This is a genomic window from Gemmatimonadaceae bacterium, from assembly GCA_035533755.1.
Lineage (GTDB): Bacteria > Gemmatimonadota > Gemmatimonadetes > Gemmatimonadales > Gemmatimonadaceae > JAGWRI01.
Map to the genome: position 1 here is coordinate 56,620 of DATLTC010000100.1, position 26,188 is coordinate 82,807.

Annotated in this window: 25 protein-coding genes; all 25 read right to left on the reverse strand. The window is 68.7% G+C overall.

Annotation, left to right across the window (positions count from 1 at the left end):
• Positions 1 to 45: 45 nt before the first annotated feature.
• Positions 46 to 2,217, reverse strand: coding sequence for a bifunctional (p)ppGpp synthetase/guanosine-3',5'-bis(diphosphate) 3'-pyrophosphohydrolase (locus VNE60_14010; protein ID HVB32636.1), 2,172 nt, complete (start codon positions 2,215 to 2,217; stop codon positions 46 to 48).
• Positions 2,214 to 2,918 carry a DNA repair protein RadC gene (gene radC, locus VNE60_14015; GenBank protein ID HVB32637.1) on the reverse strand — a complete coding sequence of 235 codons (705 nt, stop codon included), beginning with the start codon at positions 2,916 to 2,918 and terminating at the stop codon, positions 2,214 to 2,216. Before radC ends, VNE60_14010 begins: the two co-directional genes overlap by 4 nt.
• 163 nt (positions 2,919 to 3,081) lie before the next feature.
• Positions 3,082 to 6,369, reverse strand: a complete 3,288-nt coding sequence (secA, locus tag VNE60_14020) for a preprotein translocase subunit SecA (protein ID HVB32638.1) — start codon at positions 6,367 to 6,369, stop codon at positions 3,082 to 3,084.
• A gap of 8 nt (positions 6,370 to 6,377) precedes the next feature.
• A complete protein-coding gene (nadD, locus tag VNE60_14025) occupies positions 6,378 to 6,959 on the reverse strand; it encodes a nicotinate-nucleotide adenylyltransferase (GenBank protein HVB32639.1) in 582 nt (193 codons plus the stop codon).
• Between the two features lie 3 nt (positions 6,960 to 6,962).
• Positions 6,963 to 7,772, reverse strand: coding sequence for an outer membrane protein assembly factor BamD (gene bamD / locus VNE60_14030; protein HVB32640.1), 810 nt, complete (start codon positions 7,770 to 7,772; stop codon positions 6,963 to 6,965).
• A 41-nt stretch (positions 7,773 to 7,813) separates the two neighbouring features.
• On the reverse strand, positions 7,814 to 8,797 hold the full coding sequence (locus VNE60_14035; GenBank protein HVB32641.1) for a UDP-glucuronic acid decarboxylase family protein: 984 nt from the start codon (positions 8,795 to 8,797) through the stop codon (positions 7,814 to 7,816).
• A complete protein-coding gene (locus VNE60_14040; GenBank protein HVB32642.1) occupies positions 8,794 to 10,104 on the reverse strand; it encodes a UDP-glucose/GDP-mannose dehydrogenase family protein in 1,311 nt (436 codons plus the stop codon). Before VNE60_14040 ends, VNE60_14035 begins: the two co-directional genes overlap by 4 nt.
• Before the next feature lie 36 nt (positions 10,105 to 10,140).
• Positions 10,141 to 11,493: a nucleotide sugar dehydrogenase gene (locus VNE60_14045; protein HVB32643.1), complete on the reverse strand. Its 1,353-nt coding sequence runs from the start codon at positions 11,491 to 11,493 to the stop codon at positions 10,141 to 10,143.
• A gap of 5 nt (positions 11,494 to 11,498) precedes the next feature.
• Positions 11,499 to 12,611 carry a DegT/DnrJ/EryC1/StrS family aminotransferase gene (locus tag VNE60_14050; GenBank protein ID HVB32644.1) on the reverse strand — a complete coding sequence of 371 codons (1,113 nt, stop codon included), beginning with the start codon at positions 12,609 to 12,611 and terminating at the stop codon, positions 11,499 to 11,501.
• A 113-nt stretch (positions 12,612 to 12,724) separates the two neighbouring features.
• Positions 12,725 to 13,768: a Gfo/Idh/MocA family oxidoreductase gene (locus VNE60_14055; GenBank protein ID HVB32645.1), complete on the reverse strand. Its 1,044-nt coding sequence runs from the start codon at positions 13,766 to 13,768 to the stop codon at positions 12,725 to 12,727.
• A gap of 10 nt (positions 13,769 to 13,778) precedes the next feature.
• Positions 13,779 to 14,363: an acyltransferase gene (locus tag VNE60_14060; GenBank protein ID HVB32646.1), complete on the reverse strand. Its 585-nt coding sequence runs from the start codon at positions 14,361 to 14,363 to the stop codon at positions 13,779 to 13,781.
• Positions 14,360 to 17,596, reverse strand: a complete 3,237-nt coding sequence (gene carB, locus VNE60_14065) for a carbamoyl-phosphate synthase large subunit (GenBank protein HVB32647.1) — start codon at positions 17,594 to 17,596, stop codon at positions 14,360 to 14,362. The genes VNE60_14060 and carB overlap by 4 nt, the downstream gene beginning before the upstream one ends.
• Positions 17,580 to 18,542 carry an SDR family NAD(P)-dependent oxidoreductase gene (locus VNE60_14070; protein ID HVB32648.1) on the reverse strand — a complete coding sequence of 321 codons (963 nt, stop codon included), beginning with the start codon at positions 18,540 to 18,542 and terminating at the stop codon, positions 17,580 to 17,582. The genes carB and VNE60_14070 overlap by 17 nt, the downstream gene beginning before the upstream one ends.
• Complete coding sequence (gene gmd, locus VNE60_14075) at positions 18,539 to 19,510, reverse strand: GDP-mannose 4,6-dehydratase (protein HVB32649.1); 972 nt, start codon at positions 19,508 to 19,510, stop codon at positions 18,539 to 18,541. Before gmd ends, VNE60_14070 begins: the two co-directional genes overlap by 4 nt.
• Before the next feature lie 98 nt (positions 19,511 to 19,608).
• Positions 19,609 to 19,827: a 50S ribosomal protein L28 gene (gene rpmB / locus VNE60_14080; protein HVB32650.1), complete on the reverse strand. Its 219-nt coding sequence runs from the start codon at positions 19,825 to 19,827 to the stop codon at positions 19,609 to 19,611.
• Positions 19,828 to 19,831: 4 nt separating this feature from the next.
• Positions 19,832 to 20,188 carry a 50S ribosomal protein L17 gene (rplQ, locus tag VNE60_14085; protein ID HVB32651.1) on the reverse strand — a complete coding sequence of 119 codons (357 nt, stop codon included), beginning with the start codon at positions 20,186 to 20,188 and terminating at the stop codon, positions 19,832 to 19,834.
• A gap of 3 nt (positions 20,189 to 20,191) precedes the next feature.
• Positions 20,192 to 21,262 (reverse strand): DNA-directed RNA polymerase subunit alpha, encoded by a 1,071-nt coding sequence (locus VNE60_14090; protein ID HVB32652.1) that lies wholly within the window; start codon positions 21,260 to 21,262, stop codon positions 20,192 to 20,194.
• A gap of 249 nt (positions 21,263 to 21,511) precedes the next feature.
• A complete protein-coding gene (gene rpsD, locus VNE60_14095; GenBank protein HVB32653.1) occupies positions 21,512 to 22,147 on the reverse strand; it encodes a 30S ribosomal protein S4 in 636 nt (211 codons plus the stop codon).
• A 3-nt stretch (positions 22,148 to 22,150) separates the two neighbouring features.
• On the reverse strand, positions 22,151 to 22,528 hold the full coding sequence (gene rpsK, locus VNE60_14100; protein ID HVB32654.1) for a 30S ribosomal protein S11: 378 nt from the start codon (positions 22,526 to 22,528) through the stop codon (positions 22,151 to 22,153).
• Between the two features lie 4 nt (positions 22,529 to 22,532).
• Positions 22,533 to 22,910, reverse strand: coding sequence for a 30S ribosomal protein S13 (gene rpsM / locus VNE60_14105; protein ID HVB32655.1), 378 nt, complete (start codon positions 22,908 to 22,910; stop codon positions 22,533 to 22,535).
• Between the two features lie 3 nt (positions 22,911 to 22,913).
• Entirely contained in the window at positions 22,914 to 23,030 is a 117-nt protein-coding gene (gene rpmJ, locus VNE60_14110) for a 50S ribosomal protein L36 (GenBank protein HVB32656.1), read from the reverse strand.
• 130 nt (positions 23,031 to 23,160) lie between these two features.
• A complete protein-coding gene (gene pyrF / locus VNE60_14115; protein ID HVB32657.1) occupies positions 23,161 to 23,889 on the reverse strand; it encodes an orotidine-5'-phosphate decarboxylase in 729 nt (242 codons plus the stop codon).
• Positions 23,877 to 24,821, reverse strand: coding sequence for a dihydroorotate dehydrogenase (locus VNE60_14120; protein ID HVB32658.1), 945 nt, complete (start codon positions 24,819 to 24,821; stop codon positions 23,877 to 23,879). The genes pyrF and VNE60_14120 overlap by 13 nt, the downstream gene beginning before the upstream one ends.
• Positions 24,818 to 25,696: an N-acetylmuramoyl-L-alanine amidase gene (locus VNE60_14125; protein ID HVB32659.1), complete on the reverse strand. Its 879-nt coding sequence runs from the start codon at positions 25,694 to 25,696 to the stop codon at positions 24,818 to 24,820. The genes VNE60_14120 and VNE60_14125 overlap by 4 nt, the downstream gene beginning before the upstream one ends.
• Positions 25,693 to 26,163: an SsrA-binding protein SmpB gene (gene smpB / locus VNE60_14130; protein ID HVB32660.1), complete on the reverse strand. Its 471-nt coding sequence runs from the start codon at positions 26,161 to 26,163 to the stop codon at positions 25,693 to 25,695. Before smpB ends, VNE60_14125 begins: the two co-directional genes overlap by 4 nt.
• Positions 26,164 to 26,188: the final 25 nt, after the last annotated feature.

Genomic DNA, 26,188 nt, shown 5'->3' on the forward strand with positions numbered 1-26,188 from the left:
CGGGATCTGTTCGGTATCGCCGTGGTCGCGCTTCGGACCCGGCGCTCAGTCGTCCGCCGGGAGCCGCTCCCGCCGCGCCACCTCGGTGATGCCCTTCACCCGGCGCATCGCCTTCACGATCTTCTGCAGGTGGGTGAGGTTCTCCACCTCGACCACCACGGACCCGCTCACCCGTCCGTCGGTGGTGCGCAGGTCGAGGCTGCGGATGTCGGTCCCCGTGGACGTCACGGAGGAGGTGAGATCCGCGTACATCCCGCGCCGGTCCAGTCCGTCGAGGGCCAGGCGCACCACGAACCGCTCGCCCTCGGCCTCCTGCCAGTCGATCTCCAGACGCCGCTCGGGCTCGTGCGCCAGCAGGAGCAGATTGGGGCAGTCACCGCGGTGGATGCTCACACCGCGCCCGCGCGTCACGTAGCCCACGACGGGGTCGCCCGGCACGGGTTGGCAGCATTGCGCGTAACGCACCATGATGCCGTCCACGCCCTGGATGCGGACGCCCTTGGGGCCGCGCATGCGGTCCACCAGGCGCTCGATGGCGCTGGGTTTGGTGGCCTCGGTGCCCTCGAGCTCGGGGTAGATCTGCTTGAGCGCCGCCGCGATCTGCACGTCCCCCTGCCCGATCGAGGCCAGGAGATGGGTCTCGTCGCTGAGGCTGAGCGCCTTGAACGCCCGCGCGAGCTGGTCGCTGGACGGCCGCGGCAGGCGGCGCCGCTTGATCTCCCGATCGAGGATGTCCTGCCCGAGCCGGGTGGCCGATTGCTGGGCCTCGCGCTTGAGGACCTGGCGAATCTTGTGGCGCGCGCGTCCCGTGCGCACGTGGGCCAGCCAGTCGCGGGTGGGCCTGGCGGCGGTGGCGGTGATGATCTCGACGGTCTCGGAGTTGCGCAGCGGCCTGGAGAGCGGCGCGATGCGGCCGTTGACGCGAGCCCCGGAGCAGTGGAGCCCGATCTCGGTATGCACGGCGAACGCGAAGTCGATCGGCGTGGCGCCCTTGGGCAGCTGGATCACGTGCCCGGTGGGCGTGAACACGAAGATCTCGTCCTGGTACAGATCGAGCTTGAGGAATTCCAGGAATTCGTCGGGCGTCTTGGCGTCGAGCTGCAACTCGAGGATCTGGCGGAACCAGGTGAGGTGCCGGTCGAGCTCGTCGGCGCTCTTGGCGTCTTCCTTGTACAGCCAGTGCGCGGCGATGCCGAAGTCGGCGGTGCGGTGCATGTCGCGCGTGCGGATCTGCACCTCGTACAATTGGCGCCCCGGCCCGAACACCGTGGTATGGAGCGACTGATAGCCGTTGGACTTGGGCTGGGCGATGTAGTCCTTGATGCGTTCCTGCACGGGCGTCCAGCCGTCGTGGATGATGCCCAGCGCGTGGTAGCACTCGGGCACCGAGTTCACGAGCACGCGGATGGCCAGCAGGTCGTAGATCTCCTCGTACGGCTTCTGCCGCTGGCTCATCTTCTTGTAGATCGACCACAGGTGCTTGGGCCGGCCCGTGACGTCGGCATGGGCGATCCCCGCCCGCTCCAGCGCCCCTTCGAGCGGCTCCTTGAACTGATTGATGAGTTGCTCGCGCTCGCCGCGCTTCTGCGCCACCTGCTTGGCCAGCGACTTGTAGGCCTCGGGTTCGAGATGCTTGAACGCCAGGTCCTCGAGCTCCCACCGCATCTTCGCCATACCGAACCGATGGGCGAGCGGCGCGTACAGATCGCGCGTCTCCTGGGCGATGCGCCGCCGCTTCTCGGGCGGCAGCCACTCCAGCGTGCGCATGTTGTGCAGCCGGTCGGCGAGCTTGATGATGATCACCCGCGCGTCCTTGGCGATCGACAGCAGCAGTTTGCGGTAGTTCTCGACCTGCCGCTCCTGCGACGAGGTGCCGGTGGGCAGCTTGGCGATCTTGGTCATCCCGTCGACGATGCCCGCCACCTCGGGCCCGAATTCCCGCTCGACGTCGGCCACCGTCATCTTGGTGTCCTCGACGACGTCGTGGATCAGGCCGCTCGCCACGGTCACCGAATCGAGCTGCAGGTCGGCGAGGATCTTGGCCACCTCCACGCAGTGCGTGACGTAGGGCTCGCCGGAATTGCGCACCTGCCCGGCGTGCGCCTCGGCGCTGAACTGGTAGGCGCGCGCCAGCAGGTCGCGGTCCAGGCGATCGTTGGACGGCAGATCGTCGCCCGGCCACCCGGGGATCACTTCGCGCAGCGCGGTCGCCGTCACAGGAGCCCCGCCTCGGCGAAGCTGGTGTAGCGGCCGCGGCCGATGATCACGTGGTCGTGCACCGGGATGTCGAGCAGCCGGCCCGCGGCCACCAGCTGGTCGGTCACGACGCGGTCGTCGGGCGACGGCATCGGGTCGCCGCTCGGGTGGTTGTGGACGAGGATGACCGACGCGGCGCGCTCCGCGATTGCCTCGCGGAACACCTCGCGCGGGTGCACGAGCGACGAATTGAGAATGCCGCGCGTGATCGTCACGTCTCGCTCCAGCCGATGCTGTGAATCCAGTACCGCCACGTGAAACTCCTCGACCGGCAGGTCTTCCAACCGCGGAGCGAACAATGCCACGACGTCGCGGGGCGATCGCACGGGCGCCCCATCGTCTCTGGACTCGGCCGCCATCCGCCGCCCCAGCTCGAGCGCGGCGTGGATCGTCACCGCGCGCACCAGCCCCACCCCATCCACGCCGCGGAGCGCCGCCACCGGCTGCATGCCGATGCGCCGCAACGATCCGCCGGCCGCGGCCAGCACGTCCTGCCCCAGCCGCAACGCCGAACGCCTGGCCCCGCCGGCCCCGATCACGATCGCGAGCAGTTCCGCCGACGACAGGGCGTGAACGCCCAACGCGACGAGCCGCTCCCGCGGTCGTTCCGACCGAGGCAACTCATGAATAGTAAGCGCGCATGCAGCGGGGTGGCTAGCCATGGGACGGTGTCTCCATCGTTGGGGCAACGGAATTCGTTGCCGCACGGGAGGATGGGGCCATCCGCCCCGGACCGTACCATCGAAATTCCGCACCGGTGCGCGGAAGCGGACGCGGGCCGCCGGGTGCCGGATCAGGAGGGGCGGCGCGTGGCCGCCCCGCCCGTCACGCCGTCGCGCCGTGGCATTTCTTGAACTTCTTGCCGGAGCCACACGGGCAGGGATCGTTGCGGCCGACGTTGACCCAGTCGGCGTCGCCGGGGGCCGCCTGGGAGAGCGGCCTGGTCTTGCCGGCGCCGATGATCACGGGATCGCGGCGCACCGCAGCGCCGGCCGACGGCGGTTGCGTGGGTCCGACATCGAGCGCCTCGCCGGCCCCATCGTCGAGCGCCTCGGCCGGCACGTTCTCGAGGACGCCGAGCGCGTTGTACCGCCGCTTCGGGGCGGCAGCCGGCGGGCGTCCGGCGGGCGCCGCGGCCGGGGCGCCGGCCGGCGATTCGAACGCGAGCTGCACCTTGAGGAAGCGTTCGGCGAACGTCGTATAGATGTCCGCCATCAGGTCCACGAACATCGAGTACGCCTCTTCCTTGTACTCGACGAGCGGATCCTTCTGGCCCCAGGACCGATAGTGGATCGAATTCCGCAACTGGTCCAGGTCGTAGAGGTGGTCCTTCCACTTCTCGTCGAGGACGTTGAGCATGACGATGGAGAGGAGGCGGCCGGAGAACCCGCCCTGCTCGTCCTTGTACTGGTCGAGGCTCTCGAGCTTGGCGGTGAACGCGGCGCGGGCGGCCGACACGGCGGCGGCGGCGGCGGCGGACACCGTCACCGGGCGCAGGTCCGGATTGTCCAGCTCGGGCACCGTGAGCAGGTAGTGCATGAGCAGGTCCTGCTGCACGAGCGGGATGTCCCAGTCTTCGGCGCGCTCGTAGTCGGCCAGCGCGGTCTCGATCCGCGAATTCAGGGCGCGCTCCACCATGCGCAGCGCCTCGCCCCGCAGTTCCTCGCCGCCGTCGAGCGCGAACGATCGCAGCGAGTAGATGACCTCCCGCTGCTGATTCATCACGTCGTCGTATTCGAGGAGCCGTTTGCGGGACTGGAAGTGCTGGAGTTCGACGCGCTTCTGCGCCTGCTCGATGGACCGCGTGATGAGCGGGTGCGTGAGCACCTCGCCGTCCTTGGCGCCCAGACGGTCCATGAGCTTGGCGATGCGGTCGGAGCCGAACAGGCGCATCAGGTCGTCTTCGAGCGACAGGAAGAACTGCGACGCCCCTGGATCGCCCTGCCGCCCCGAGCGGCCGCGCAGCTGGCGGTCGATGCGGCGCGACTCGTGCCGTTCGGATCCGATGATGTGCAGGCCGCCCATCTCCATCGTGTCCACGTCGTTGCCGTCGAGGTCCTTGATCGTGGACGGCTTGGCGTCGGTCACGCCGGGTCCGAGTTTGATGTCGGTGCCGCGGCCGGCCATGTTGGTGGCGATCGTCACGGCGCCGGGCTGGCCGGCGCCGGCCACGATCTCGGCCTCGCGCTGGTGGTACTTGGCGTTGAGCACGTTGTGCGCGATGCCGCCGCGCTGGAACAGCTTGGCCAGCGTTTCCGAGGCATCGACGCTCGTCGTGCCGATCAGCACCGGGAAGCCGAGGTCGTGCAGCCGCCGGGTCTCCTCGACGATCGCGTTGTACTTCTCGCGCCGCGTCTTGTAGACCAGGTCCTGGCGGTCCTCGCGGATCACCGGCCGGTTGGTGGCCACCACCGACACGTCGAGCTTGTAGATCTCGAAGAACTCGCGCTCCTCGGTCTCGGCGGTTCCGGTCATGCCGGCCAGCTTCTCGTACATGCGGAAGTAATTCTGGATCGTGATCGTGGCGAGGGTCTGCGTCTCCCCCTTCACGTGCACGTTCTCCTTGGCTTCCACGGCCTGGTGCAGGCCTTCCGACCACCGGCGACCGGGCATCGTGCGGCCGGTGAATTCGTCGACGATGAGCACCTCGCCGTCCTGGACCACGTAGTTCACGTCGCGCTCGTACAGCGCGTGCGCCCGCAGGAGCTGGTGGATGATGTTCAGCTTCTCGCTCTTGGCCGCGAACTCGATCTCCATCTCCCGGCGCCGCGCCAGCCGCTCCTCGGGCGACAGCGACATGTCGTGGTCCACCCGGTGGGTGTCCTCGGAGATGTCGGGGAGGATGAAGGCTTCATGGTCGTTGGGCGACATGAAGTCGACGCCGCGATCGGTGAGATGGACCGAATGGCCCTTCTCGTCGAGCACGAACAGCAGGTCCTCCTCGAGTTCGCGATACTGCTGCTTGGACGGCGGCAGGCGGCGATCGGCGATGTAGTCGAGTTCCATGCGCTGGAGCAGCGTCTTGTTGCCCGTCTCGCCCAGCACCTTCACGAGCCGCTTGTTCTTGGGGCTGCCGAGCTGGGCCTTGTACAGCTTCATGCCGGCGGCCGTCGTCTCGCCGGCCTCGAGGTCGCGTTCGGCGTCGCCGACGAGCGTGTTGACCAGCTCCGTCTGCTTGCGCACGAGGCGTCCGACGGCGGCATTGTGGTCGAAGTACCGGCCGTCGTTGTCGTTGCCCACGGGCCCGGAGATGATGAGCGGCGTCCGGGCCTCGTCGATGAGCACCGAGTCCACCTCGTCGACGATGGCGAACACGTGTGGGCGCTGCACGCGCTGATCGAGCTGCACGACCATGTTGTCGCGCAGGTAGTCGAAGCCGAACTCGTTGTTCGTGCCGTACGTGATGTCGGACAGGTAGACCGCCCGCCGCTCGGGGGTGCCGGGCTCGGTGTCGTCCAGGCAGCCCACGGTGAGGCCGAGGTACGCATACACGTGCCCCATCCATTGCGCATCGCGGCGGGCGAGGTACGAGTTGACGGTCACGAGGTGGGCGCCCTTGCCGGGCAGCGCGTTGAGGTACAGCGGCAGCGTGGCGACGAGCGTCTTGCCCTCGCCGGTGGCCATCTCCGCGATCTTGCCCAGATGGAGCTCGATGCCGCCCGCGAGCTGCACGTCGTACGGCACCATGTTCCATTCGATCTCGTGGCCGGTGACCATGACCTTGGTGCCGATCAGGCGCCGGCAGGCGACGCGCACGGTGGCGAACGCCTCGGGCAGGAGTTCGTCGAGCACCTCGGCGGTGGTCTGCCGAAGCGTCCCCTCCACGCCGCCGCGGCCGTCCGCCCCGCTCAGCAGGTTGTCGATCCGCTCGCGCTCGGCGCCGTCGGTCACCCGGTGCTTGCGCTCCCGGAGTTCGGCCGCCTCGGCCTCGAGCGCGTGCGTGCGCTCACGGATGATGGCGCGGAACTTCTCCGTCTGGGCGCGCAACTCGGCCTCGGGCACGCCCTGCAGGCGCGCGTCGTGCTCGTTGATCGCGTCGACGATCGGCTGGATTCGTTTGCGCTCGCGGTCGTGGCGACTGCCCAGCACCGCGCTCATCACTCGCTTGATCATGCAGTCCTCTATCGGTACAACCCGGCCGTGGCGATGTAATCCGCCACGGCATCCGTGACAAACCCGCGGAGCGGCGCCCGGCGCCGGACCCGCTCGCGGATCTCGGTGGACGACAGGTCCACCCGACGCGTGTGCAGCCTGACGACCGACGCCGGATCGAGGCCGGCGGGCGGCGCCACCGGCGCGTCGCCCAGGCGCTCCATGACCGCCAGTCGCGCGAGGGCGACGATTCCCGCCGGATCGCGCCACTGCGCGAACGACGCGAATGCATCGGCCCCGACCAGGAAGAACCGCTCCGCGTCCGGATACCGGCCCGCGAACGCGGTCAATGTATCAACCGTGTAAGATAACCCCTCGCGTTCGATTTCGACCGGGGACACCGAAAACCGGGGGTCGCCGTCCACCGTCAGGTGGACCATGGCCAGCCGCTGCTCGGGCGACGCCAGGACGGCGCCCTGCTTGAGCGGCTGCGCCGCCGCCGGTACCCAGACGAGTTGGTCGAGCCGCAGTTCCTCGCACGCATCGCTCGCCGCCAGCAGGTGCCCCACGTGCGGGGGGTCGAAGCTGCCCCCGAGGATGCCGAGGCGCATCGCCTAGCGCGGAGGCGGGGCCGGCGGCGTGGGCGGCGGCCCGCTCGTGGTGTCCGAGGGCGCCTTCACGCCGCGACAGTCCTTCGCGACATCCGAGTCCTTGGGATACAGCGACCGCATCTGCTTGCAGATGTCGGCCAGGTCGTCCTTGTAGTTGATCACCCGGTACGACTCGGCCAGGCGCAGCATCGACAGGCGGGCGTGCCGCGTCTCCGGCCATTGGGCGATGACGTCCTTGAAATACAGGATCCCCGAATCCCACGCCTTGTTCTTGAAGTAGAACAGCCCGGTCTCGTAGTCCTTGGTCGCGAACCACTCGTTGAGGGTGGCGATCTCCTGCTTCGCGGTGTCGGCGACGGCCGGGTTGGTCTGCGCGTAGAGCTGGATGAGCGTCGTGTACGTCTGCATCGCCGTGAGCCCGTACGTCTCGTCGAGCGACGGATTGCGCCAGAGGCGCTGGTACGACCGGCCGGACTCGAGCGCGGCGCGCGGCCCGAGCGAGTCGTCGGGGAACGACTCGACGAGGCGCGAGAACGCTTCGGCGGCGAGCAGGTCCTCGCCCTGCTTCTCGTGGGCCCGGCCCAGATACCAGTAGGAGCGCACGAGCAGCGTGTCGCGCACGCCGAGATCGAGGGTCAGCTTGTCGAAACCGGAGACGGCGTTCTCCCAGTGCCCCTTCTGGAATTCGGCCAGCGACGCGCGATACAGCGCCTCGTTGGTGGGGAACTTCGTGACGACGAATGCCGGCCGGCACGCCGTGGCGGCGAGCGCCAGCGCGAGCGCCGCGACGAGTTCACGGGTCGGTCGATTCATAAGTCCTGAAAGATAACGGGCGGGCGGCCCGCGGCGCGCCCTCACGCGACGGACTTCCCCGCCGGACGCGGCGCGCGGGGGGCCATGCGCGACGTCCCGAGGAGCGTGCGGAAGAATTCGATGGTGCGCTGCAGCCCCTCGCGCAGGGGCACCTGGGGCTCCCAGCCCAGCAGTTCGCGGGCCCGCGTGATGTCGGGCTGCCGCAGCCGGGGGTCGTCCTGCGGGAGGGGCCGATGCTCGATCGGCGCCGGGCTTCCCGTGAGCTCCTTGATCAACTCGGCCAGTTGCGTGACCGTGTGCTCCGTGGGATTCCCGATGTTCGTGGGCTGGTGGTCGCCCCGCATGAACAGCCGGTAGATCCCGTCCACCTCATCGGACACGTAGCAGAAGCTGCGCGTCTGGCGCCCTTCGCCGTAGATCGTGATCGGCTCCCCGTTGAGCGCCTGAACGATGAAGTTCGACACCACGCGTCCGTCCCGCGGACGCATCCGCGGGCCGTAGGTGTTGAAGATGCGCACGATCCGCGTGTCGAGTCCGTGATAGGTGTGATAGGCCATCGTCATCGCTTCGGCGAACCGCTTCGCTTCATCATAGACACCGCGGGGCCCCACCGGGTTCACGTTTCCCCAGTACGTCTCCTTCTGCGGATGCTCCAGGGGGTCGCCGTACACCTCGGAGGTGGAGGCGAGCAGGAACCGCGCCCCCTTGGCCTTGGCCACTCCCAGCGCGTTGTGCGTGCCCAGCGATCCCACCTTGAGGGTCTGGATCGGCAGTTCGAGATAGTCGATCGGGCTGGCCGGCGACGCGAAGTGCAGCACGCCGTCCACGGGCCCGGCCACGTATGTAAACGTGGAAACGTCGTGGCGGATGAACTCGAACGCCGTGTCGCCCATCAGGTGCGCGATGTTGTCGGGATGGCCGGTGACGAGGTTGTCGATGCCCACCACGGTGTGCCCTTCGGCGAGAAACCGGTCGCACAGGTGCGACCCCAGGAATCCCGCGGCTCCGGTGATGACGATCCTCACGCGCTTCCCCCCCGGCCGATGGACACGTACTGGAAGCCGAGGGTCCGCATCTTGGCCGGATCGTAGAGATTCCGCCCGTCGATGACGATCGGCTGCTTGAGGCTCCGCTTGATGCGCGCGAAGTCGGGGTGCCGGTACTCGTTCCAGTCGGTCACCACGACCAGCGCATCGGCGCCGTCCAGCGCGGCATACCCCGTGTCGGCGAAGGTGATCCGGTCGCCGAGCTTGCGCCGGGTCTCGGGCATGGCCGCCGGATCGTGGGCCGCCACCGACGCCCCGGCGGCGAGCAGCGCCTCGATGAGCACGAGCGACGGCGCTTCGCGCATGTCGTCGGTGTTCGGCTTGAACGCCAGCCCCCACACCGCCACGCGCGCGCCCCGCAGCCGGTCGCCGAGCACGCCCCGGAGCTTCTCGAACAGCCGGAGCTTCTGGCGGTCGTTCACCGCCTCGACCGCCGCCAGCACCGCCAGCGGCGCCTCGTACTCGTGGCCGGTGCGCACCAGCGCCTTGACGTCCTTGGGAAAGCACGAGCCCCCGTACCCGGGCCCCGGGAACAGGAACGCCGGGCCGATGCGGTCGTCGCTCCCCACGCCCTTGCGCACGAGGTCCACGTTGGCGCCCACGCGCTCGCACAGATTCGCGATCTCGTTCATGAACGAGATCCGCGTGGCGAGCATCGCGTTGGCCGCGTACTTCGTCATCTCGGCCGACGGGATGTCCATGAAGATGATCGGTCGCCCGGTGCGCACGAACGGCGCGTACAACTCCGCCATCACGCTGCGCGCGTGATCCGTCTCGACGCCGATCACGACGCGGTCGGGCTTCATGAAGTCGTCCACGGCGGCGCCTTCCTTCAGGAACTCCGGATTGCTGCACACGTGGTACGAATGCTGGGCGTGCGCGCCGATCGCCGCCGCCACCTTGGCCGCCGTGCCCACGGGCACGGTGGACTTGGTGACCACCACGAGTTCGCGCCGCATGTGCTTCCCGATCTCACCGGCCACGGCGAGCACGTGGCGGAGGTCCGCCGAGCCGTCCTCGTCGGGCGGCGTGCCGACGGCGATGAACACGACCTCCGCCGAGCCGATGGCCGACGCCACGTCGGTGGTGAACCGCAGCCGGCCGTCGCGCTGATTGCGCTCCACATAGGCGTCGAGCCCCGGCTCGTAGATCGGCAACACGTTGCGCGTGAGCCCGTCGATCTTCCCCTCGTCGACATCGGCACAGACCACGGCGTTGCCGGTCTCCGCCAGACAGGCGCCCACGACGAGCCCCACGTATCCCGTCCCGACCACCGTGATGTTCATACGATCCTTGTGATGAAGGGGCGCCCTGGCCCGCGGTCAGACATCGGCGCGCGCCGGTTCATCGGGCTCGCGGGCCGTGGCCAGCGACAGCACCCGCGCCCGCGACGGCCGCGTGCGCACGGTGGCGTTGCGGCTGTCGACCACGAGGTCGGCATGGTCCACCACGCGCTGGTAATCGACGGACGAGTGATCGGTGACGATGACCACGGCGTCCGCCGCCTCGAGTTCGGCGTCGGTGAGCGCCACGCCGAACTTCTCGTGGCCGTCCTCACGCACCATGGCGATGTATGGATCGTGGAACGCCACGTCGGCGCCGTGCGCCTCGAGCAGCCGCATGACGTCCAGCGCCGGACTCTCGCGCACGTCGTCGATGTCCTTCTTGTACGCCACGCCGAGCACGAGCACGCGACTCCCGTTCACCGCCTTGCGGCGCTCGTTCAGCCCCTGCGTCACCTTCTCCACGACGTAGGACGGCATCTGACTGTTGATCTCGCTGGCCAGATCGATGAACCGCGTCTTGTAGTTCAAGGTGCGCATCTTCCACGCCAGGTAGTGCGGATCGAGCGGAATGCAGTGCCCGCCGATGCCCGGCCCGGGCGTGAATTTCATGAAGCCGAACGGCTTCGTGGCCGCGGCGTCGATCACTTCCCACACATCCACGCCGAGCTTGTCGCACACGATCGCCATCTCGTTGGCGAGCCCGATGTTGACCGAGCGGAAGGTGTTCTCGAGCAGCTTGGTCAACTCCGCCGTCTCGGCGCTCGATACCTCGACCACGGTCTCGATGCACACCCGATAGAGCGCCGCGGCAACCTCCGTGCACGACGGGGTGATGCCGCCCACCACTTTGGGCGTGTTGCCGGTGTGGTACCGCGGATTGCCCGGATCCACGCGCTCGGGACTGAAGGCCAGGAACACGTCGCGACCCACGGTCAGGCCGGCGCGCTCCAGCACCGGCTGCAGCAGCTCGCGCGTGGTGCCCGGATACGTCGTGCTCTCCAGCACCACGAGCTGGCCGGCCCGCGCATGACGCCCCACCGTCTCGGCGGCGGAGATCACGTAGCTCATGTCCGGGTCGCGCGTCTTGGCCAGCGGCGTGGGCACGGCGATCGAGATCGCGTCCACCTCGCCCAACCGCGACTCGTCAGCCGTGGCCTCGAACATCCCCGATTTCACGAACGCCGCCACATCCGCCGCCGCCACATCCTGGATGTGCGACTCCCCGCGGTTGAGCAGCGCCACCACCCGCTCGCTGATGTCGTATCCCACCACGCGCAGGCCCGCCCTGGCGAACTCCATGGCGAGCGGCAGCCCCACGTACCCGAGGCCGATCACCCCGACCACGGCCCGGCGCCGCTCGATCTTGTCCAGCAGTCCGCGCTTGTCCATGGAGATCAGCGACCGTAAAAGGATTTCACGCCCGCCACGACTTCATCCAGCTGGGCGACCGTCAGTTCGGGATAGATGGGCAGCGAGAGCACTTCACGGGCCGCCCGCTCCGACTCCGGACATGCGCCGGCCTGGTAGCCCAGGTACGCGAAGCACGGCTGGAGGTGCAGCGGCAGCGGGTAATAGATCGACGTGCCGATCCCCTTGCCCTTGAGGTGCGCCTGCAACTCATCGCGCCGGTCGGCCCGGATCGTGTACTGATTGAAGATCGACTCGTTGCTGGGGTCGATCGCTGGCGTCGCCAGCCCGGCGATCCCGTACAGCGCCTTGGAATAGTACGCGGCGTTCTCGCGCCGCTTGGCGCTCCACGCCGCGAGGTGCGGGAGCTTGGCCGAGAGCACGGTGGCCTGCAGGGCGTCGAGCCGGCTGTTGAACCCCACCTCGTCATGGAAATACTGGCGCGACCCACCGTGCATCCGCAGCCGCTTGAGGCGCTCGGCGAGCTTGGGATCCTGGGTGACCATCATCCCGCCGTCGCCGTACCCGCCCAGATTCTTGGACGGGAAGAAGCTGAACGTGCCGATCGTGGCCACCTCGCCCGCCATCCGCGACTCCCCGTCGATCATCCGGCGCGCGCCGATGGACTGCGCCGCATCCTCGATCACCGGAATGCCCCGGGCCACCGCCTGGATGCGCTCGATGGGCGCCATCTGCCCGAACAGGTCCACGGGCACGATGGCCTTGGTCTTGGGCGTGATGGCGGCCGCGATCGCGTCGACCGAGATGTTGTACGTGTCGGGCGCGATGTCCACGAACACCGGGGTGGCGCCCACGTTGTGGATCGTGCCGGCCGTGGCGAAGAAGGTGAACGGGGTCGTGATCACCTCGTCTCCGGGGCCGATGTCCAGCGCCCGGAGGGCGAGCAGCAGGGCGTCGGTCCCGCTGGCGCAACCCACGGCGTACGCCGTGTGCGACAGCTGGGCCACTTCTCGCTCGAGGCGCTCCACGGGAGCGCCGAGGATGAACAGTTGGGCATCGACCAGATCCAGCACCGACTTCACGACCTCGTCCTTGATCGTGGCGTGCTGCGCACGGAGATCCAGCAGGGGGACAGGCATGGTCAATTGGGAAAAGCCCGGCAGGCGGGCGTTGGAATCCGGATGTTGAAAGGCGGCGCAAGTCCAACCGCCATCGAAAGTTCGCCGGGTGGTGGGCCGGCGTCAATTCGAGGTCATGAGCCCACGCGCAGGGGGATCGGGATGCTCTGCCCCGTCTTGGCCGACTCATAGATGGCCAGGATCAGTTCGAGCGACTTGCGGCCCGCCCGGCCGTCGGTGTCGGGCTTGGCCTCGCCGCGGAGCACGGCCAGCACGTTGCGGTAGTACCCTTGATGGCCGAATCCGTACACGTTGGGCGGATTGGTGTTCACGGCGTCCACCAGCTTGTCGTCGTCGTCATACTCGGCGAACGCCCAGTGTTCCACCTTGTTCACGGCCGTCCCGCCGATCTTCACCGACCCCTTCTCGCCGAGGATCGTGAGCGACCCCTCGAGGTTCCGGGGGTACGTGAGGACATTGACCTCGATCACCCCGAGCGCGCCGGACCGGAACCTGAGCACGGCGGCCCCGGAATCCTCGGCCTCGATGCGCCGCGCCTGCGTGGCGGTTTTGGCGACGACGCTGTCCACGGGGCCCACCAGCCACTGCATGAGGTCCACGTAATGCGAGGCCTGGTTCATGATCGCGCCGCCGTCGAACTCCCAGGTGCCGCGCCAGGGGGCCGCGTCGTAGTACTCCTGCGGGCGCTGCCAGCGCACCGTGACGTTGGCCATGTAGATCCGCCCGAACCGCCCCTTGTCGACCGCGCGCCGCAGTAGCTGGATGGGCGGGTTGAGGCGATTCTGCTTGACCACGAACAGCTGGACGCCGGCGCGATCGCACGCCTCGACGAGGTCATCCGCCGCGCCGAGCGACGTGGCCATGGGCTTCTCGCTCAGGACGTGCCGGCCGGCCCGGGCCGCCAGGATCCCCTGCGGCGCGTGCACGCCCGACGGGGTGCACAGGGCGACGATGTCGCACGGCTGCACGCGCAGCAGCTCTTCGAGCGAGGTGAACCAGGGCACCCCCTGCTCCTCGCCCGCGGCCCGGGCCCGAGCCTCTTCGACGTCCGCCACCCCCACCAGTCGCAGCCCGTCGGTCTGGGCAATGGCGTCGAAGTGGTTCTTGCTGATGCGCCCGCAGCCGACGAGCGCGATGTCGAAGGTTCGGTGGGTCATGGCCGGAGGGTCAGGAGGCGCGCGGCGCGACGGGGCGGATGCCCTCGCCGTGGCGCTCGTAGGTGGTACCGCAGGCCGCGCAGGTGCCGGCGCCGGCGGCGGGCAGCCGCTCGCCGCACTGGCACATCCAGCCGATGCGGCGCGCGGGCACGCCGGCCATCAGGGCATAGGCGGGCACGTCGCGCGTGACGACGGCGCCCGCCCCGATGAACGCGAATTCCCCGAGCGTGGTCCCGCACACGATCGTGGCGTTGGCGCCGATCGACGCCCCGCGCTTGACGTGCGTGGTGCGGTACTCGTGCTTGCGCGACACGTGGCTGCGCGGGTTCATGACGTTCGTGAACACCATCGACGGTCCGCAGAACACGTCGTCGTCGAGCACCACGCCCTCGTAGATCGAGACGTTGTTCTGGATCTTCACGTTGTTCCCGATCCGCACGCTGTTCATGACGACGACGTTCTGGCCCAGGCTGCACCGCTCGCCGATCACGGCGCCGCCCATGACGTGGCAGAAGTGCCAGATGCGCGTGCCGGCGCCGATCGCGGCGCCGTCGTCGACGTAGGCCGACTCGTGGATGAAGGTGGCGTCGCTCATGCGTTCACCCCGAGTTCGGCTTGCCATTCCTGGAGCGATTTCACGGTGGCCCGCCGCGAGCGCAGCGCGAGGATCGCGTCGCCGGCGGCGCTCGCGGCCGACATCGTGGTGGTGTACGCCACGTGATGGCGGATGGCCGCCTGGCGCAGCGTGTAGTCGTCCACCTGCGCGTGCTTGCCGAGCGGCGTATTGACCAGGAGCTGGACCTCGCCGTTGAGGATCAGGTCGTGGCAGTTGGGCCGGCCCTCGTGCACCTTGAACACGGAATCCGTGGGGATGCCGCGCTGGCGCAGGTAGCGCGCCGTGCCCGTGGTCCCGATCAGCCGGAATCCCATCTCCTGGAAGCGCCGCGCGATCGGCGTGACCGTGGCCTTGTCGGAGTCGGTGACGGTGACGAGGATCGCGCCTTCCAGCGGCAGGCCGTTGCCGGCCGCGAGCTGGGCTTTGGCGAAGCTGGTGCCGAACGAGTCGGAGATGCCCATCACCTCGCCCGTGGAGCGCATCTCGGGCCCGAGCACGGGATCGGTGCCCGGGAATTTGCTGAACGGGAACACCGCCTCCTTCACCGACACGTATGCCGGCGCCACCTCTTCGGTGAAGCCGATCGCATCGAGCGTCTCGCCCATCATCACGCGTGCCGCCAGGGACGCCAGCGGCACACCGATCGCCTTGGACACGAACGGGATCGTCCGGCTCGCCCGCGGGTTCACTTCGAGCACGTACACCACCCCGTTCTTGATCGCGTACTGCACGTTCATGAGCCCCACCACGCCGAGCGCGCGGGCCATGGCCACGGTCTGCTCGCGCATCACTTCCATGTCGGCTTCGCCGATCAGATACGGCGGCAGCACGCACGCCGAATCGCCGGAGTGGATGCCGGCGTCCTCGATGTGCTGCATGATGCCGCCGATCACGACGCGGGTGCCGTCGGAGATGGCATCGACGTCCACCTCGAACGCATCCTCGAGGAACCGGTCGATGAGCACCGGCCGCTCCTCCGACACGCCCTGCGCCGTGGCGAAGTACTGCTCCAGCGACGGCGGGTCGTACACGATCTGCATCGCCCGTCCGCCGAGCACGTACGACGGCCGCACGAGCACGGGGTACCCGATCCGCTCGGCGGCAGCGAGCGCCTCGTCGACGTTCGTCGCGGTGCCGTTGGGCGGCTGCGTGAGCCCCACCTCGCGCGCGATCTTCTCGAATCGCCGCCGGTCCTCGGCCATGTCGATCGCGTCAGGGGAGGTGCCGAGAATGTGCACCCCCGCCGCCTCGAGGGGCCGCGTGAGCTTGAGCGGGGTCTGACCGCCCAGTTGGACGATCACCCCCTCCGGCTGCTCGCGCTGCACGATCTCGAGCACGTCCTCCAGGGTCAGCGGCTCGAAGTACAGTTTGTCCGAGGTGTCGAAGTCGGTGGAGACGGTCTCGGGGTTCGAGTTGATCATGATCGTCTCGTACCCCTGCTCGCGCAGCGCCATCACGGCGCGCACGCAGCAGTAGTCGAACTCCACGCCCTGGCCGATGCGGTTGGGCCCGCTGCCCAGGATCACCACCGAACGGCGCCCGCTGCGCGGCGCTTCGGTCTCCTCGTCGTAGCTGCTGTACAGGTACGGCGTGGACGACGGGAATTCGCCGGCGCAGGTATCCACCATCTTGTACGACGGCCGGATGCCGAGGGCCCACCGCCGCGCCCGCACGTCGCTCTCGGTCTCGCCGCGCAACGCCCCGAGCTGACGGTCGGAGAAGCCCATGCGCTTCATGCGCCGCAGTTCGAACGCGCCCGGCGCCGCGAGGCCCGTGTACCAGCGTTCCGCCTCGACCAGCTCGTGCATCTGGTGGAGGAACCAGGGATCGATCGCCGTGAGTTCGGCCACGTCGGCCACCGACATGCCGCGCAGGAAGGCGCGCTTCACCTGGAAGACGCGCTCCGGCGTCGGCTGGCGCAGCGCCCCCGCGAGCGCGGCGTCGCTCTCGTCGGCCAGGCGGTCGTCCACCGGCCGCGCCCCGACCGTCCACCCGGGGCGCCCCGTCTCGAGCGCCCGCAGCCCCTTCTGGAACGCCTCCTTGAACGTGCGCCCGATCGCCATCGCTTCGCCCACCGACTTCATCTGCGTGGTGAGATACGGATTGGCGGCCGGGAACTTCTCGAAGGCGAACCGCGGGATCTTCACCACGACGTAGTCCAGCACCGGCTCGAACGATGCCGGCGTCGTCTTGGTGATATCGTTGGGGATCTCCTCCAGCCGGTAGCCCACGGCGAGCTTGGCGCCGATGCGCGCGATCGGGAATCCCGTGGCCTTCGACGCCAGCGCCGACGAACGCGACACGCGCGGATTCATCTCGATGACCAGCATCTCGCCGTCGCGCGGATTCACCGCGAACTGGATGTTGCACCCGCCCGCCTCGACGCCCACCTCGCGGATGATCGCCACGGCCGCGTCGCGCATCACCTGATACTCGCGATCGGTGAGCGTCATCGCCGGCGCCACGGTGATCGAGTCGCCGGTGTGGACGCCCATCGGGTCGATGTTCTCGATCGAACACACGATCACCACGCTGTCGGCGTGATCGCGCATCACCTCGAGTTCGAACTCCTTCCAGCCGATCACGCTCCGCTCGATGAGCACCTGCGTATAGGGCGATTCGTCGAGCCCGCGGCGCACGATGTCCTCGAACTCGTCGCGGTTGTAGGCGATGCCGCCCCCAGTGCCGCCGAGGGTGAACGACGGCCGGATGATCGCCGGGAAGCCGGTGGCCTCGACGAGCGCCAGCGCTTCGTCGAGCGTGGTCGCGATTCCGCCCGGGGCCACGGCGAGCCCGATCCGCGCCATCGCCTCGCCGAACAGCTTGCGGTCCTCGGCGATCGCAATCGCGCGCTGCTTGGCGCCGATCAGCTCCACGCCGTGCTTGGCGAGCACGCCCGACTCGGCGAGGGCCATCGCCACGTTGAGCGCGGTCTGCCCACCCATCGTCGGCAGGAGCGCGTCGGGCTTCTCGCGCTCGATGATCATCTCCACGAACTCCGGCGTCACCGGCTCGATGTACGTGCGATCGGCGACCTCGGGGTCGGTCATGATCGTGGCCGGATTGGAGTTCACGAGGATGACCTCGTACCCCTCTTCCTTCAGCGCCTTGGCGGCCTGCGTGCCGGAGTAGTCGAACTCGGCTCCCTGCCCGATGACGATCGGGCCGGAACCAATGACGAGGATGCGGTGGAGATCAGAGCGTCGCGGCATGGAGGAGGTCGTCGATGATGTCGTCGCGCGTGCGGTGGGGACGCCAGCCGGTGGCCCGCGTGAGCTTGTCCGGGTTGCCCACCAGGGCCGGCACGTCGCCCGAGCGCTGCAGCGAGGGATCGCTGGAAATCTCGGCGCTCACGCCGGCCCGATCCAGCACCCGTTCGGCCAACGCGCGCACCCGGGTCCCCTCCCCGCTGCACACGTTGTACGCTTCGCCCGGCGTCCCGCGGTCGAGCAGCCCCAGATAGGCGTCCACCACATCGGTCACGTGAAGATAGTCACGAATCGTCTCCCCGTTGCCGATGTGGATCGCGGCGCGCTCGCCCCGCCGGATGGCCAGGGCCCGGCGCACGAGGGCCGGCAACAGGAAGTGCTCGTCGTGCCCCACGCCCGAATGATTGAAGCTGCGGGTGGCGATCACACGCACGCCGTCGGCCCGGAACGCCTGCAGGGCCGCCACCTCCTGGGCCGCCTTGGACGCCGCGTACACGGTGAGCGGCCGCTGTTCGGCCTGCTCTCCCAGCGGGAGCTCGGCGGCGTCGTGGCGGCCGTACTGCTGGGCGCTCCCGGCCACCAGCACCCGGGGGTCGAGGCCGCCGCTCCGGAGGCGCCGCGCGACCTCGGACAGCAGCGTCACAGCGCCCACGACGTTGACCGTATACGCTTCGGCGGGCGCGTCGGCCGCGCTGGGGAGGTAACTGATGCCGGCCAGATGGACGATCGCGTCGGGCTGGCTGAGGTCCAGCGCCGCCGCCACGTCCTGCCGCGACCGGATGTCCATCGTGATCCACTGGATCCGGGCCCGCTCGGCGGCGTCGAGGATCCGCGACGCCGGAGCGCCGACGCCGGCGGAATGGACCTCCCAGCCCTGAGCCAGCATCGCCCGGGCGATCCATTGGCCGACGAACCCGCCGCCCCCCGTGACGAGCGCGCGCCTGGTCACTTCCGCCCGGGAGGCGCGTGCCGGTCCATGTCGGCCCGGACCATCATCTCGATCAGTTCCTCGAAGCCCACGCGCGGCTCCCAGCCCAGGTCGCGTCGCGCCTTGTCCGGATCGGCGACCAGGAGATCCACCTCCGCCGGGCGGAAGAACCGTTCGTCCTGCACCACGTAGTCGCGGTAGTCGAGGTCCACGCAGCGGAACGCCGTCTCGCAGAGCTGCCGCACCGACCAGGTGTGCCCGGTGCCGATCACGTAGTCCTCGGGCGTGTCCCGCTGGAGCATGCGCCACATGGCGTCCACGTAGTCGCCGGCGTAGCCCCAGTCGCGGCGCGACTCGAGGTTGCCCAACCGCAGCTCCTTGGCCGCGCCGAGCTTGATGCGCACCGCGCCGTCGGTGACCTTGCGGGTCACGAACTCGAGGCCGCGCCGCGGACTCTCGTGGTTGAACAGGATGCCCGAGACGGCGAACAGGTTGTAGCTCTCGCGGTAGTTCACCGTGATCCAGTGGCCGTACACCTTGGCCACGCCGTAGGGGCTGCGCGGATAGAACGGCGTGGTCTCGGTCTGCGGCGACTCCACGACCTTGCCGAACATCTCGCTGGAGCTGGCCTGGTAGAACCGGGCCTTGGGGGCGGCTTTCTTGACCGCCTCGAGCATGCGCGTGACGCCGAGGGCCGTGAACTCGCCGGTGAGCACGGGCTGGGTCCATGACGTCTGGACGAAGCTCTGGGCGGCGAGGTTGTACACCTCGTCCGGCTGGGAGTCGCCCACGACGTCGGTGAGCGAGCTCTGGTCGAGGAGGTCGGCGGAGACGAGCTCGACGCGGTCGATCAGGTGCGCGATGCGCTCATAGGGCGTGGTGGAGCTGCGGCGGACGATCCCGAGGACGCGGTAGCCCTTGTCGAGCAGGAACTCGGCGAGGTAGGAGCCATCCTGTCCGGTGATGCCGGAAATCAGCGCGGTAGGCATGGGCGAAGCGGGCCAGTCGTGGAAGGAAGTTCAGGGATGAAGAAAAAAGGGGGAGCCGCGGTGCGCTCCCCCCTCATCGCAGCGTGCGACACCACGCGTCAGGCGGCCCGACCGCGCGGGGCCCGCTTGAGCTTGCCCGCATGCAGGCAGCGCGTGCAGACCTTGACCTTGATGATCTTGCCCTCGGGCCCGACGATGCGCATGACCTGGAGGTTGGGCTTCCAGGTACGGCGCGTCTTGTTGTTGGCGTGGGACACGTTATTTCCGAACGCCACGCCCTTGTCGCAGCTGTAGCAGCGATGTCTCGCGATAGCCATGGGATCAGCCCTCCATCAGCTCGATGCGCGCCATCTCGGCGCCGTCACCCTTGCGGTGGCCGGTCTTGAGAATGCGCGTGTACCCGCCGGGACGCTTGGCGAACCGCGGTCCCAGTTCCTGGAACAGCTTGTCCGCCGCCGCCCGCTTGTGAATGTCACGGCCGGCCAGGCGGCGCGCGTGGAGCGTGCCGGTCTTGGCCTTGGTGATCAGCTTCTCGACGAAGGGCCGCAGTTCCTTGGCCTTCGCTTCGGTCGTTTCGATCGCGCCCTGCTCGATGAGCGAGGTCGCGAGATTCCGCATCAGGGAGAGCTTCTGCTCGCTGGTTCTGCGCAGCGCGCGCCCCGCCTTGGCATGCCGCATTGCCTACTCCTCCATGTCGTCGGGCGCCGCCGCGGCGGCCCGGCTCGGTGGCGTGCCCCAATCGAGCACCCGCACCCCTTCGCCGTTCTCTTCAAACCGCATCCCGAAATTCAGTCCTTCACGCTCGAGCAGATCGGCGATCTCCTGGAGCGACTTCTTGCCGAAGTTCTTCACCTGCAGAATCTGACTCTCGGTCTGGCGCACGAGGTCGCCGAGCGAGCGAATGCTGGAATTCTTGAGCGAGTTCACCGAGCGCACCGACAACTCGAGGTCGTCGATGGGCGTCTTGAGCAGCTGGGCCATGCGCGTGGCGTCGCCGTCGCTGGACTCGGAACTCTCTCCCAACGGGGCCGACGTGTGCGAGCCGAAGTCCACGAAGTACTGGAAGTGCGACTGCGCGAGCGCGGCCGCGTAGCTCACCGCCTCGGCGGGGGAGATCGTGCCGTTGGTCTCCACCGTCAGCGTGAGCCGATCGTAGTCGGTGCGCTGGCCCACGCGGGTCTCGGCCACCGAGAAGTTGGCCCGGCGGACGGGGTTGTAGATCGCGTCGATGCGCACCAGATCCACCGGACGGCCGCGGTCCAGCGGATGCTGGTCGGCCTCGAGGTAGCCACGACCCTTGTTGACGTACAGATCCATCGTCAGGTCGCGGTCATCCTGCAGCGTGAGGATGTGGTGCGACTGGTCGATGACCCGCACGCCGCTGGCCGACTGGATGTCGGCCGCCGTGACCACGCCCGCCTTGGACTTGGCGATGTGCACCACGGCCTCTTCGACGTCCTCGTCGAGCACCAGCGTGAGCGTCTTGAGGTTGCCGATGATCTGGTGGACGTCCTCGACCACGCCCGAGATGGTCTGATGTTCGTGCACGACGCCGTCGATGCGGAACGCCCAGACGGCGGAGCCGCGCAGGGAGGACAGCAGCATGCGCCGCATGGCGTTGCCGAGGGTGTGCCCGAAGCCGCGCTCGAGCGGCTGCAGACGGAACTCGGCAACGTTGGGATTATCATCGCGCGTCGTCGATTCGACGAGCTGCGGGCGGACGAGTCCGCGAAGATCGATCGTGTTGGCCATTATCGTGTGTGTCCTTGGTCCGACCGGGTGACCCCGGTGTCGCCCTGCCCCGCCCCTAACGCGCGGCAAGCTCGAATGGGAGTTAGGGTCCCGACCCATTGCACTGCACCACACCGCACCGCCCCTCTCCTCCCCACCCACCGCACCGCCCCGTAGGAGGGTAGGAGGGTAGGAGAGTAGGAGGGTGAGACAGCAACCGTTGGGCAGTTATTCAGTCCTACTGTCCTACACCCCTACTGTCCGACCGCGTTACTTGGAGTACAACTCGACCACGAGCTGCTCCTGCGCCGCGATCGGGATGTTCGGCCGGGTGGGACGCTCGAGCATCCGGCCGCTGAACGTGCCCTTGTCCACGGCGAGCCAGGACAGCGCGCCGCCGCGGCCCGACTGCTCCAACGCCGCCTGCACGGCGACGATCTCGCGCGACTTCTCGCGGACGCGGATCTCTTCGCCAGGCTGGGCCACGTAGCTGGCCACGTCCACCGTGCGGCCGTTGACCTCGATGTGGCGATGCCGGATGAGTTGGCGCGCCGCCTTGCGGCTGGGCGCGAACCCCATCCGATACACGAGGTTGTCCAACCGGCTCTCGAGGTTGGCCAGCAGGTTGTGTCCGGTCACGCCGGGAAGGCTCGACACCCTCTCGAAGATGTTCCGGAACTGCTGCTCGCCCAGCCCGTACATGCGCTTGATCTTCTGCTTCTCGCGCAGCTGCTTGGCGTATTCCGACGCCTTGCGCCGGCGCGCCGTGCTCTGCCCGTGCTGGCCGGGCGCATACGGGCGCCGCTCGACGGGGCACTTCTCGGTGAAGCACTTGGTGCCCTTGAGGAAGAGTTTGGTCCCCTCCCGCCGGCACAGCTTGCAGCTCGCTCCCAGATACCGACTCATGGCTCAGACTCTCCGGCGCTTTGGCGGACGGCAGCCGTTGTGCGGAATCGGCGTCACGTCCTTGATCGACTTGACCTGCAGGCCCGCCGACGCCAGCGCCTGGATGGCGGACTCGCGCCCGCTCCCCGGTCCCTGCACGCGCACGTGCACCCGCTTGACGCCGAGGCTGAGGGCCTCGCGCGCGCACTGCTCGGACGCGACGGTCGCCGCGAACGGCGTGCTCTTCTTGGAGCCCTTGAACCCGGCCTTGCCCGACGAGCCCCAGGACACCGCGTTCCCGTGCATGTCGGTGATGGTGACCATCGTATTGTTGAACGTCGCGTTCACGTGGGCGATGCCTTCCGCCTCCACGACGCGCTTGGACTTCTTGCCAGTGGCCATAGGATTACTTGGTTACCTTCTTCTTGCCGGCGATCGCGCGGCGGGGGCCCTTCTTGGTGCGGGCATTGGTGTGCGTCCGCTGACCACGCACCGGCAGACCGCGGCGATGACGCACGCCCCGATAGGAGCCGATGTCCATCAATCGCTTGATGTTCATGGCCACCTCGGTCCGCAGCGCGCCTTCCACCTTGTAGTCGCGCTCGATCACCTGGCGCAGCTTGTTGACGTCGGCGTCCGACAGATCGCGAATGCGCAGCGATCCGTCCACGCCTGCCTTCTGGATGATCTCGGCCGCGTGCTTCCGCCCGATGCCGTAGATGTAGCTCAAGCCGATCTCGACCTTCTTGTCGCGAGGGAGATCGACGCCACTGATGCGCGCCATGGATTAGCCTTGCCGCTGCTTATGCTTAGGGTTGCGCTTGCAGATGATGCGGATCACGCCATTCCGCTTGACCACCTTGCAGTGCTCGCAGATCGGCTTCACGCTGCTGCGTACTTTCACGAAAGCTCCGGTCCCGACAGAAACAGATTCTAAAGGAATTCCAGCCAGACCTTAACAGTAACCGGGGCCTCAACTTGACGCAAGCCGGACACGCACCGTAAATGCGCGTCCCCATCCGCCCGCAACAGGCTCACGACGCGCCCACGCTCCGGAGCTCGGCGAGCACCCGTTCCAGGGCCCCCCGGCGGTCGGCCGCGGCCGTCACGGTACGCCCCAGAACCACGTACGACGCGCCGGCCCGAGCCGCCTCAGCCGGCGTCACCACGCGCGCCTGATCCTGCGCCCCGGCCCCCGCCAGCCGGACCCCCGGCACCAGCGTGGCCAGGCTTCCCCCGAACCGCGCGCGCACCGCCGCGGCCTCGGGGCCGCCGCACACCACGCCGTGCAGCCCGGCGCCCGCCGCATCGCCGGCGAGCCGCAGCACCTCCGCCAGCACGTCGAGCGGCGCCGGTCCGTCCGCCCGCCCCCAGGCCGCCGCGAGCGCAGGCGCATCGAGCGAGGTCAGCACGGTGACGGCCAGGAGTTCGCAGTGCGCACCCGAATCGCCGGCCCCCCGCTGCGCCGCCTCCAGCATCGCCCGCCCACCCGACGCGTGTACCGTGACGAGGCGAACGCCATGGGCCGCCGCCCGCTCCACCGCGCCGCGCACGGTGTTGGGAATGTCGTGCAGCTTGAGATCGAGAAACACGTCGGCGCCGCGATCGAGCAGCGTCCGGACCACCCGCGGCCCCTCGGCAGTGAACAGCTCCAGCCCCACCTTGTAGAAGCCGCACAGCCCGTCGAGTTCGTCGGCCAGCGCCAACGCGGCCGCCAGCGTCGGCACGTCGAGGGCGACGATGGGCGTGGTCACGCCGGCCATATGAGGCTCCCGCGAATGGTTGCCAGATCGCGCACCGCGTGCGCAGCGCACCACCGCGCCAGGTCGCGCACCACGCGCTCCGGCTGCCGTGGATCGCGCAGCGCCGCCGTGCCCATGCCGACGAGCGATGCGCCGGCCATGAGGTACTGCAGCGCGTCGCCGGCCGTCCGCACGCCACCCAACCCGATCACCGGCACGGACACGGCCCGGGTCACCTTCCACGTGGCGAGCACGCCCACCGGCAGGATGGCGCTCCCGCTCACGCCGCCCGTGCCGAACCCGAGCGCCGGACGCCTGGCCTCGACGTCCACGACGAGCCCCGGGATGGTGTTCACCACGGTGATCCCATCGGCGCCGGCGTCCACGGCCACCCGCGCCGTGCGCGCGATGTCGGGCAGCGCGGGCGAGAGCTTGGCGAATACGGGCCGTGCGGTGGCGCGGCGCACGCCCGCGACCACCGCCCGGAGCGCCGCGTCGTCGGCGCCGAATTCCATGCCGCCGGCCTTGGTGTTCGGGCAGCTCACGTTGAGTTCGTAGCCGTCGATCGCGCCCGCGGCCGGCTCGCAGTCCTCCAATCGTCGCACGACGTCGGCGAATTCGTCGACGTCGAATCCGACCACGTTCACGAGCTTGCGCGTGGCCGGCAGCGACGCCGCGAGCCATGGCAGGTGCGCGCGGCACACCTCGTCCACCCCGGGATTGGCGAGCCCCACGGCGTTGATCATCCCGCCGTCGAACTCGGCCACGCGCGGCGGTGGCGCTCCCTCGCGCGGCGCGCGGCTCACGGCCTTGGTCACGAGCCCGCCCAGTGCGGCAAGATCCATCACGCCGGCCAATTCATGGCCGTAGCCGGCCGTGCCGGCGGCGAGAAGGATGGGATTCTGGAAATCGAGTCCGGCAACGCGAACGCGGAGCGCGGACGCCGAGGTCATGGATTGCCGCCGTTCACGCGGTTGGCCACGCCTCGCACACTGCCCCAGTACGCGTTGAGGTAGTCCACGGCGGCGTCCGCGATCGAGTCGGCGATCTCGGACTGCTTGGACGGATCGCTGATGAACGCGGCGTCCTGGCGATTGGTGCCGAAACCGATCTCGACGAGGACGGCCGGCATGTACGCCGTCACGAGCACCATGAACCCGGCCTGCTTCACACCGCGGCTCGGACCGGGCTCGACGCCGCCGAGGTGCGCCTGGACGGAATCGGCCAGCTTCATGGACTCGCGGAGGTGCTCGTTCTGCTGCATGTCGCTGAGGATGAAGCTGAGCGGGTCGTCCCTGGAGACCGCAGGCCCGGTCTCGAAGCGCACCGACGCGTTTTCCATCTTTTCCACGCGGCGGGCGTCCTCGGTCTTGGCCTCGGACAGGAAATACGTCTCGTATCCGCGGGCCGCGCCCGGATCCTTCCAGTTGGGATTGGCGGCGTTGACGTGGATCGAGATGAACAGGTCGCCGCCCGCCTGGTTGGCGATCCGGCCGCGGTCGCCGAGGGCGATGAGGGTGTCGGTGGTGCGGGTGTACACCACGTGCACGCCGCGCGCCTTGAGCGCGGCGCCGAGCTTGAGCGCCACCTGCAGCGTGATGTTCTTCTCGTAGATCTTGTGGACGGCGCCCACCGGACCGCTCATGCCGTTGTCGGGCCCGCCGTGGCCGGCGTCCACGACCACGGTGCGCCGGACGTCGCCCTCCAGGCGCGGATGCGCGCCGACCTCCACGACGTGGCCCGCCAGTGCGTGCCGGGGTCGGGCCGGCACGTCGCGCACCGGCGCCGCGGCCGCCATCTGGAAGGCCGCGAACGCGAGGGCGATCATCGTCCCCGCCCCACGCGGGCCATCTCGCGCTCGGCGTCCCGCGTGCGCTCGGTATCCCGCTTGTCGTGCACCTTCTTTCCCTTGCCCAGAGCCATCGTCACTTTCGCCACTCCGTTCTTGAAATACAGATCGAGCGGGACGAGCGTGAGACCCTCGCGCTCCACCGCCCCGATCAAACGACGGATTTGACGCTTGTGGAGCAACAGCTTGCGCGTTCGGGTGGGCTCGTGGTTGTTGTAACTGCCCTGTTTATAGGGCGAAATATGCAGGTTGAGGAGATAGACCTCGCCGTCCTTGACGATCCCGTAGGCGTCGGTGATCTGGGCCTTCCCGTCGCGCAGGGACTTGACTTCGGTGCCGGTCAGCACGAGCCCCGCCTCCCACGTCTCGAGGATGTGGTAGTCGTAGCGCGCGCGCTTGTTTCGCGCGATCGGGATGGTGTCGTTGGCTTCGTTCGTTGACTTCATGTTCAGCCGTCAATAATATCCGCGT

Excerpts from the sequence above, each read along its gene's own strand:
- radC (HVB32637.1), bottom strand. The coding sequence starts at position 2,918 with ATGGCTAGCCACCCCGCTGCATGCGCGCTTACTATTCATGAGTTGCCT.
- secA (HVB32638.1), bottom strand. The coding sequence starts at position 6,369 with ATGATCAAGCGAGTGATGAGCGCGGTGCTGGGCAGTCGCCACGACCGC.
- nadD (HVB32639.1), bottom strand. The coding sequence starts at position 6,959 with ATGCGCCTCGGCATCCTCGGGGGCAGCTTCGACCCCCCGCACGTGGGG.
- bamD (HVB32640.1), bottom strand. The coding sequence starts at position 7,772 with ATGAATCGACCGACCCGTGAACTCGTCGCGGCGCTCGCGCTGGCGCTC.
- VNE60_14040 (HVB32642.1), bottom strand. The coding sequence starts at position 10,104 with ATGAACATCACGGTGGTCGGGACGGGATACGTGGGGCTCGTCGTGGGC.
- VNE60_14045 (HVB32643.1), bottom strand. The coding sequence starts at position 11,493 with ATGGACAAGCGCGGACTGCTGGACAAGATCGAGCGGCGCCGGGCCGTG.
- VNE60_14050 (HVB32644.1), bottom strand. The coding sequence starts at position 12,611 with ATGCCTGTCCCCCTGCTGGATCTCCGTGCGCAGCACGCCACGATCAAG.
- VNE60_14055 (HVB32645.1), bottom strand. The coding sequence starts at position 13,768 with ATGACCCACCGAACCTTCGACATCGCGCTCGTCGGCTGCGGGCGCATC.
- VNE60_14060 (HVB32646.1), bottom strand. The coding sequence starts at position 14,363 with ATGAGCGACGCCACCTTCATCCACGAGTCGGCCTACGTCGACGACGGC.
- carB (HVB32647.1), bottom strand. The coding sequence starts at position 17,596 with ATGCCGCGACGCTCTGATCTCCACCGCATCCTCGTCATTGGTTCCGGC.
- gmd (HVB32649.1), bottom strand. The coding sequence starts at position 19,510 with ATGCCTACCGCGCTGATTTCCGGCATCACCGGACAGGATGGCTCCTAC.
- rpmB (HVB32650.1), bottom strand. The coding sequence starts at position 19,827 with ATGGCTATCGCGAGACATCGCTGCTACAGCTGCGACAAGGGCGTGGCG.
- rplQ (HVB32651.1), bottom strand. The coding sequence starts at position 20,188 with ATGCGGCATGCCAAGGCGGGGCGCGCGCTGCGCAGAACCAGCGAGCAG.
- VNE60_14090 (HVB32652.1), bottom strand. The coding sequence starts at position 21,262 with ATGGCCAACACGATCGATCTTCGCGGACTCGTCCGCCCGCAGCTCGTC.
- rpsD (HVB32653.1), bottom strand. The coding sequence starts at position 22,147 with ATGAGTCGGTATCTGGGAGCGAGCTGCAAGCTGTGCCGGCGGGAGGGG.
- rpsK (HVB32654.1), bottom strand. The coding sequence starts at position 22,528 with ATGGCCACTGGCAAGAAGTCCAAGCGCGTCGTGGAGGCGGAAGGCATC.
- rpsM (HVB32655.1), bottom strand. The coding sequence starts at position 22,910 with ATGGCGCGCATCAGTGGCGTCGATCTCCCTCGCGACAAGAAGGTCGAG.
- pyrF (HVB32657.1), bottom strand. The coding sequence starts at position 23,889 with ATGGCCGGCGTGACCACGCCCATCGTCGCCCTCGACGTGCCGACGCTG.
- VNE60_14120 (HVB32658.1), bottom strand. The coding sequence starts at position 24,821 with ATGACCTCGGCGTCCGCGCTCCGCGTTCGCGTTGCCGGACTCGATTTC.
- VNE60_14125 (HVB32659.1), bottom strand. The coding sequence starts at position 25,696 with ATGATCGCCCTCGCGTTCGCGGCCTTCCAGATGGCGGCCGCGGCGCCG.
- smpB (HVB32660.1), bottom strand. The coding sequence starts at position 26,163 with ATGAAGTCAACGAACGAAGCCAACGACACCATCCCGATCGCGCGAAAC.